Below are 6,470 nucleotides of genomic sequence, written 5' to 3'. Positions count from 1 at the left end.
CAACAGGAACTGGCCCGCGCCCCCGCTGACGTGATCGGGCCGGGCCAGGTCCGGGGCCGCCCGCCGAGCGGCCGGTCCGGCCCGTCCGATGTACCGGCCTACGGACGTATAGGCAGCCCGAAGCCCCCGTCAGCGCCTCCGGCCTTCACGTGGCGCACCAGCCCCGACAGCGCTCCGCGCGTCAGGGAGAGCACGCTGGCGGGAGCTTCGCTTTCGCGGAGAAGGACAACGCCGTCCACGGCGGCGAGTTCGAGACAGTTGGGCGCATCTTCATCGCTGGAAAACGAGGACTTCTGCCATGCGATAACTGCTGCCACGTCAGGGCCTTTCATTCGTGCTTCGCTAGTTGGTGAATGAAGTCCCTCGACTCTACGACCCCCAGCGCCGCCGCTTCTACGTCGCTGATTACCCTCCGGTACCGGTCAAGCTGCGCCTCCGTGTCCATGAACACGCCTCCGTGCGCGCTGTCCAGCAGAACGGTGTCCAGTTGGGGAACAGGGCCTCCGGCCATCAACATCGGGTTTCCGATCCTAGTAAAGCCATCCACATCGAACGGGACTACTCTTACAACGACTTGCGGGCGTTCGGACTGCTCCACGATGTGGAGCAACTGCCTTCGGGCAACCCCGTGGTCGGCGGCCCTGACACGCAACGCCGCCTCGTGGATTACCACCTCGCAGCGAAACGCATCGGCCCTGCCAAGAACGTCCTGCCGCCGCAGCCGGAACTGGACCCGCGCATCGAGCTGATCCTCAGGGAGTTCCGAGACGGACGAGGAGTAGATCGCCCGCACGTGTTCCTCAGTCTGCAATAGCCCTGGGATATGCACGCTCTCAAACGATCTCAAGTACGTTGCGTAATGCTCCAGTTCCGCCAGGTCGAGGAATCCCGGCGGGAGCAGGTCGCGGTACTTCGCCCACCACCCGCGCGCCCGCTCGCCCGTCATGGCTGCAAGGGCGTCAACAAGTGCGGCGTCCGCGGACGCGTACCCACTGGCTACGAGTCGGACGCGCTCCGCGCTCACGCCGACGCGGCCAGCCTCCACGTTGGAAAACTTACCCTCGTCGATTCCCGTCACCCGAGCCGCTTCCCGAAGGGACAGCCCCGCCTGCTCCCGGAGCTTCCGAAGCTCCCGCCCCAGGCGTTCCTGCCTCGCCGTGATGGTCCTCCTTGCCGGCATGTTCGTTTACCTTCCCGCCTGTTGAGGATCACAAGAATAGGGGACGGACTTGACCCGGGTCGAATCCGACCCCTACCGTGTGTGACGTAACGCACACGCTGCGATTCCGGGAACCGGAAGTGCACCGCCCCGTCACGCCAGGACGGCCGCGGCCATGCCACCGAGCCCGTCGACCGCAGTGCACCCCGACACCCCCCTCACACTCGGAGTGCCCGTATGCCTGAAATCAACGACGAAGAGCCGTGGGAGTACACGATTTACATCCCACACGACACCCGCGCGGTCACCGTCTGCCGCCGCGCACTGCGACTGATCCTCGCCGCGCACGAGCTGCCGCACCTCTCGGACATGGCGGAGCTGCTGGCGACGGAGCTGATCGGCAACGCGGTGCGCCACACGAAGGGGCCCGCGGCCCTCGGGCTGCGCTGGGCGGGTGGGATTCTCCGGATCGGGGCCTGGGACGCGGACCCGACGCCGCCGACGCCCCTGCTGTGCACCCCGACCGACGCGGAGAACGGCCGCGGCCTGGAGCTCGTACGTTCCTGTGCCGACGGCTGGGGCTGGCACGCGCTCAACTCCCCGGGCGACAGCGGCAAGTACGTCTGGTGCGAACTCGCGTCAGCGTGAACAAGGGCCCGGCCGGACCCACCGCCACCGCGCCCTACCGCCCCCTGCGCGAAAGTTCACCCTTCCCAAGGCACATCACCGTACGTAACAATATGCGGGCGATCAGTAACACTCCGCGACCACAGGGAGCGCACCATGGGAGACCACAGGAAGCCGGACCCGGACCCGGGAAAAGGCACGCCGCCGCCCGGGAACTCGGACAGCCAAGTCCCGCTGCCCAAGCCCGGTTCAGGAACGCACAAGAAGGACTGAGGGCCCGTCACCCATGCCGTTCCACGACGAACCCAACGCACCCAACGAACCCGCCGGGTCCGACGGGCCCGCCGACCTCGGCGAACGTCGGGCCGCCCTCGACGCCGCTATAGGGCGGCAAGCCCTGTGGCCCGACCGTTCGCCCTGGATCAGGGAGGCCGTACGCGACGTACCCCGGCACGCGTTCGCGCCAGAGCGGCTGTGGTGGTGGGACGGGCACGCGTACGTACCGGTGGACCGGGGAAGCGAAGCCCGGCGGTGGGCGGAGCAGGTGTACGCGGGGCCGGGGGATCCCGCTGTTACGCAGGTCATCGATGGGCAGGCGACGTCCAGCCTCTCGTGCGCGGCGGTCGTGGTCGACATGTTGGATTCGCTGAAGTCGGAGCCGGGGCAGCGCGTTCTCGAACTGGGTACGGGCTCGGGCTGGAACGCCGCGCTGCTGGCTCGGCGTTCCGGGCCGGGGCTCGTCACCAGCGTGGAGACCGACCCCGGACTCGCCGCGCAGGCCCGAACTCGGCTGGACGCCATAGGAGTCGGCGTCACGGTCGAGATCGGCGACGGGGACGCCGGGTGGCCGGCCGGCGGCCCGTACGACCGGGTGATCTGTACGTACGCGGTCGACGCGATCCCCTGGGCATGGGTGGAACAAACGCGGCCCGGCGGGCGGATCGTCGCGCCCTGGGGGCGGTTGGGGCACGTGGCCCTGACCGTCGCCGAGGACGGCGCGTCGGCGACCGGCTGGGTTCAGGGGCTGGCGACCTTCATGCCCAGCCGCGGTACCAGCCCGCCGCCCGCCTGGCAGCAGGTACGCGGCACCGGTCCGCCGCCGGAGGCGGAGCGGCTCACCGTACGGGACCCCGGCCTGGGCCCGCTGCGTACGGACCCCCACCTGCTGTTCGCGCTGCGCGTGGCCCTGCCGGACGTCCACCTGACACTCAGCGAGACGAACGACGGCGACGGCAGCGACGGCGACACCCCGGCCGTACGTCTCCACGACACCGCCCGCACCTCCTGGGCCACGCTTCACCCCTCCCCCGACGGCGACGCGACAGCGGTCGCCCGCCAATTCGGCCCGCGCCGTCTCGCCGACGAGGCGCTGGCCGCCTGGGACGAGTGGACGGCCGAGGGGGCGCCTGAGCTGTACGACTTCGGCATGACGGTCACGCCGCATGACCAGTACGTATGGGCTCGCCACCCCGCCACCGGCCCCTGGCCACCGCCCCGGCGCGGCTGAGCCGCGGCTGAGCCGCAGCTAGGCGGACGGTGCACCGGACGGCCGGGCGTCGTACGACGCGCGGGCGGCGTCGATGTGGGGCAGGTGTGTGATGCTCCACTCCAGCAGGGGCACGGTGGCCTGGCGGAGGGTCTTGCCCATCGGGGTGAGTTCGTAACTGACGTGCGGCGGCATGACGTTGCGTACGGTCCGGGTGAGGATACCGTCGCGTTCCAGGCCGCGCAGGGTGACGGTGAGCATGCGCTGACTGATGCCGTCGATGCCCCGCTTGAGCTCGCTGAAGCGGCGCGGGCCCTCGCTGAGGTTGCGCACGACCAGCAGCGACCACTTGTCGCCCACGATGTCGAGAACTTCGCGCGTCCGGCACGGGTCCTCCTGCTCGGCGGGCCGCGACTCGTCGTCGGCTGTGCCGCTCATGGTCACCTCCAGGGAACCGGGTCACCGAAATGTGCCCTATTGATCGAGGCGCTGCGGGTGCCCCACGATGGCATTGGTTCTCAAAGAGTACTGAGGCACTAAAGGGAACCGCTATGCCACCAGGCCGCCGTGTTCCCGCGCCTGCCTGCCCCTGCCCCTGCCCCTCAAGAGAGACGAGCCCCGCCATGTCTACATTTCTGCTGGTCCACGGCGCTTGGCACAGCGGTCGCGCCTGGGAGCGGGTCGTCCCGCTGCTGGAGTCGGCCGGGCATCGCGCGTACGCGCCCTCGCTGACCGGTTACGGCGACAAGGCGCACCTGCTCAGCCCCGAGGTGGGGCTCGAAACGCACGTCGCGGACGTGGTCGGGCTGATTCGCGAGGAGGATCTGACCGACGTCGTCCTCGTGGGGCACAGCTACGCGGGGCTCGTCATCTCATCCGTGGCCAACGACGTGCCGGAGCGGATCGCGCACCTGGTGTACCTGGACGCGATGGTCCCGGAGCACGGCGAGACGGGCATCGACGTCCAGCCCGTCACCCAAAACCTCATCGACCAGGCCGCCGCCGCCCAGTCCGCCGACGGCAATCGCTCCAACGGCTGGCGCATCCCGCCCATGCCCGAGCTGCCCGCGCCCCTCGGCCTGTTCGGGGTCACCGACCCGGCGGACGTCGCGTGGCTGCGCGGAATACTCTCCGACCAGTCGGCGCGCTGCCTGCAACAGCCGGTACGGCTGGACAACCCGGCCGTGAAGTCGATTCCGCGTACGCACATCCACTGCGTCGGGACCGCGACGCCGGAAGGCGTCACGCGGCGGCCCGTACCCCCGATACAGCCCAATGGCTCCCCGGCGCAGGTGTGGTCACTGCCGACCGGCCACGACTGCATGATCACCATGCCGGCAGAACTGACCGAGCTGCTGCTCAAGGCCGGCCTCTAGCACCGGCAGCGGCAGCGGCAGCGGCAGCCCCACGGGTGCCGGTCCGCGCGGGCAGTACCGCCCACGCCGTTTCGTACCGAAAAGAAAAGTGGCGCAGCCGCCCGACAAAAGCGCCTTATCGGGGCCCAAAGTCGGGCGGTAAGCCCGCCCTGATACCCGTTCAACCGCACCCAGAGGATGCCCTCGGACACACGGGAGCCCGCCCGCGAAGCAGACAGCCACCCGCCCCACCGCCCAGGCGAACCAACGAACCAGGCAGCCCAGACGGCTCAGACGAGCTAACGAACCAGGCGGCCCAGACGACCTAGCGGGAACCAGGCGGCCCAAGCGAGCCGGCGAACCAGGCGAACTACTTGAGCGCCAGCCAAGCCACCGCCGCCACGACCACCACCGCGACGATCACCCCCACGATCACTCCGACCCGCGGGCCGGACGACGAAGGCTGGGTCACTGCGGCCGCGGGAGCTGCCGGTCGGCGCTGGGGCTCTTCGTCGACGAAGGCGCGGAACATCTGAGTGCTGCCGGCCGGGTCGTAGCCCTGGCCCTCGGGGCCCTGCTGCTGGGGGTTAGCCATAGGGCAGGACCCTAGCGAAGATGCGTGCGGCACGACACCTCGGGGCCGCCTCTCGGCACCCCATCACCCCCGCCCCCAGAGGGCGTTCGCCCCGCCTTCTCCCCCTATAGCCACATCCATACCGCACTCCCAACCCCACCCCCACCTGCGGTTTTACGAGATTCGCACCGCACCTTGGAGTACTGCCTACGCACCCTTTCCCACTCCTTTACCTCCCCGAAGCCGATTTCGTTTGCCTTCAGCAACCAAATGCTTCTATGGTTGCCCTAAGCAACTGATCGTTCGGAGGTGGTGCCCGTGGCCGCTCAAGAGCAGTACGAAGAGCTGGCACGGCAACTCGGCACCGTCGACGCGATCAAGCGAGACCTGGGCCGGATGCTCCCGGTGAACTGCTCACCCGCCTCGGCCGTCCTGCTCTCCCTGCTCAACCGCTACGGCGAGATGCGAATGAGCAAGCTGGCCGAGCTGCTCGCCATCGACATGTCGGTGACCAGCCGGCACGTCGCGTACGTAGCCGAGCGCGGCTGGATCGAACGGCATCCCGACCCGCAGGACAAGCGGTCGCGGCTGCTGCGGATCAGCCCCAGCGGCGCCGAGCTGCTGAACCAGGTCTCCACCCTCTATACCGAGACGCTCGCCGCGTGCCTCAAGGACTGGTCCGCTGACGACGTCGGCAGCCTCATCGACTTGCTGACGCGGCTGCGCGAGGCGTTCGGCGACTGCCGGGCGCGCGCACCGCACCCCCACGGCGCGGATCCCACTGCCCGTACACCCGCTTAGCGACGCGTGACAGCACGTCACAACGCGTAGCGACGCGTAAAGAACCGAAGGAAACACATGGCTTCGACCACACCAGCCGGTGTGCGGGGCGGCCACGCCAAGCACGGAGGCGGCCACCAGCCGGCCCCCGGCTCCGACGCAGAGCCCATGACCCACCGGCAGATCATGGAGGCGCTGTCCGGGCTGCTGCTCGGCATGTTCGTCGCGATCCTGTCGTCGACGATCGTCTCCAACGCGCTGCCCCGGATCATCCACGACCTGAACGGCAGCCAGTCCTCGTACACCTGGGTCGTCACGGCCTCGCTGCTCGCGATGACCGCGACCACCCCGCTCTGGGGCAAGCTCTCGGACCTCTTCAGCAAGAAGCTGCTGGTCCAGATAGCCCTCGTGATCTACGTCGGCGGCTCGGTGGTCGCCGGGCTCTCGCAGAACGCCGGCATGCTGATCGCCTGTCGCGTGGTCCAGGGC

The 6,470-nt window shown here is 69.1% G+C and carries 9 protein-coding genes; 5 read left to right on the top strand and 4 right to left on the bottom strand.

The genetic code is table 11. The annotated features are described in order from the left end of the window. Positions 1-98 precede the first annotated feature (98 nt). Entirely contained in the window at positions 99-332 is a 234-nt protein-coding gene (locus tag ACFU99_RS28660) for a DUF397 domain-containing protein (protein WP_384397462.1), read from the bottom strand. After that, positions 329-1,180: a helix-turn-helix domain-containing protein gene (locus ACFU99_RS28655; RefSeq protein ID WP_384397459.1), complete on the bottom strand. Its 852-nt coding sequence runs from the start codon at positions 1,178-1,180 to the stop codon at positions 329-331. The genes ACFU99_RS28660 and ACFU99_RS28655 overlap by 4 nt, the downstream gene beginning before the upstream one ends. 216 nt (positions 1,181-1,396) lie before the next feature. Here ACFU99_RS28655 and ACFU99_RS28650 point away from each other — a divergent pair, with 216 nt between their 5' ends. Both ACFU99_RS28650 and ACFU99_RS28645 read left to right on the top strand, forming a co-directional pair. Continuing rightward, a complete protein-coding gene (locus ACFU99_RS28650) occupies positions 1,397-1,807 on the top strand; it encodes an ATP-binding protein (RefSeq protein ID WP_384397456.1) in 411 nt (136 codons plus the stop codon). 265 nt (positions 1,808-2,072) lie between these two features. After that, the gene (locus tag ACFU99_RS28645; protein ID WP_384397452.1) at positions 2,073-3,293 is read left to right on the top strand and encodes a methyltransferase domain-containing protein; all 1,221 of its coding nucleotides are present in this window, start codon (positions 2,073-2,075) and stop codon (positions 3,291-3,293) included. 18 nt (positions 3,294-3,311) lie between these two features. On the opposite strand, the gene ACFU99_RS28640 is transcribed toward ACFU99_RS28645, so the two are convergent. After that, on the bottom strand, positions 3,312-3,710 hold the full coding sequence (locus tag ACFU99_RS28640) for a winged helix-turn-helix transcriptional regulator (protein WP_384397450.1): 399 nt from the start codon (positions 3,708-3,710) through the stop codon (positions 3,312-3,314). 185 nt (positions 3,711-3,895) lie between these two features. Here ACFU99_RS28640 and ACFU99_RS28635 point away from each other — a divergent pair, with 185 nt between their 5' ends. Further along, a complete protein-coding gene (locus ACFU99_RS28635) occupies positions 3,896-4,648 on the top strand; it encodes an alpha/beta fold hydrolase (RefSeq protein ID WP_384397447.1) in 753 nt (250 codons plus the stop codon). A 349-nt stretch (positions 4,649-4,997) separates the two neighbouring features. Here ACFU99_RS28635 and ACFU99_RS28630 read toward each other — a convergent pair whose 3' ends face one another. After that, complete coding sequence (locus tag ACFU99_RS28630; RefSeq protein ID WP_384397444.1) at positions 4,998-5,222, bottom strand: hypothetical protein; 225 nt, start codon at positions 5,220-5,222, stop codon at positions 4,998-5,000. A 297-nt stretch (positions 5,223-5,519) separates the two neighbouring features. Between ACFU99_RS28630 and ACFU99_RS28625 the strand changes: the two genes are divergently transcribed. Both ACFU99_RS28625 and ACFU99_RS28620 read left to right on the top strand, forming a co-directional pair. Continuing rightward, the gene (locus ACFU99_RS28625; RefSeq protein WP_384397442.1) at positions 5,520-6,002 is read left to right on the top strand and encodes a MarR family winged helix-turn-helix transcriptional regulator; all 483 of its coding nucleotides are present in this window, start codon (positions 5,520-5,522) and stop codon (positions 6,000-6,002) included. A gap of 57 nt (positions 6,003-6,059) precedes the next feature. After that, a partial coding sequence (locus tag ACFU99_RS28620) for an MFS transporter (protein WP_384397439.1) occupies positions 6,060-6,470 on the top strand: 411 nt, incomplete at its 3' end.

Origin of the sequence: Streptomyces sp. NPDC057654 (genome assembly GCF_042800135.1) — a bacterium.
GTDB lineage: Bacteria > Actinomycetota > Actinomycetes > Streptomycetales > Streptomycetaceae > Streptomyces.
Note: the sequence above shows the minus strand (reverse complement) of the source record. Positions and strands in the feature narration are given on the sequence as shown.

What these genes read in the sequence shown, in the direction of transcription:
- ACFU99_RS28650 (WP_384397456.1), top strand. Translation starts at nt 1,397, where the DNA reads ATGCCTGAAATCAACGACGAAGAGCCGTGGGAGTACACGATTTACATC.
- ACFU99_RS28635 (WP_384397447.1), top strand. Translation starts at nt 3,896, where the DNA reads ATGTCTACATTTCTGCTGGTCCACGGCGCTTGGCACAGCGGTCGCGCC.
- ACFU99_RS28655 (WP_384397459.1), bottom strand. Translation starts at nt 1,180, where the DNA reads ATGCCGGCAAGGAGGACCATCACGGCGAGGCAGGAACGCCTGGGGCGG.
- ACFU99_RS28660 (WP_384397462.1), bottom strand. Translation starts at nt 332, where the DNA reads ATGAAAGGCCCTGACGTGGCAGCAGTTATCGCATGGCAGAAGTCCTCG.
- ACFU99_RS28645 (WP_384397452.1), top strand. Translation starts at nt 2,073, where the DNA reads ATGCCGTTCCACGACGAACCCAACGCACCCAACGAACCCGCCGGGTCC.
- ACFU99_RS28640 (WP_384397450.1), bottom strand. Translation starts at nt 3,710, where the DNA reads ATGAGCGGCACAGCCGACGACGAGTCGCGGCCCGCCGAGCAGGAGGAC.
- ACFU99_RS28630 (WP_384397444.1), bottom strand. Translation starts at nt 5,222, where the DNA reads ATGGCTAACCCCCAGCAGCAGGGCCCCGAGGGCCAGGGCTACGACCCG.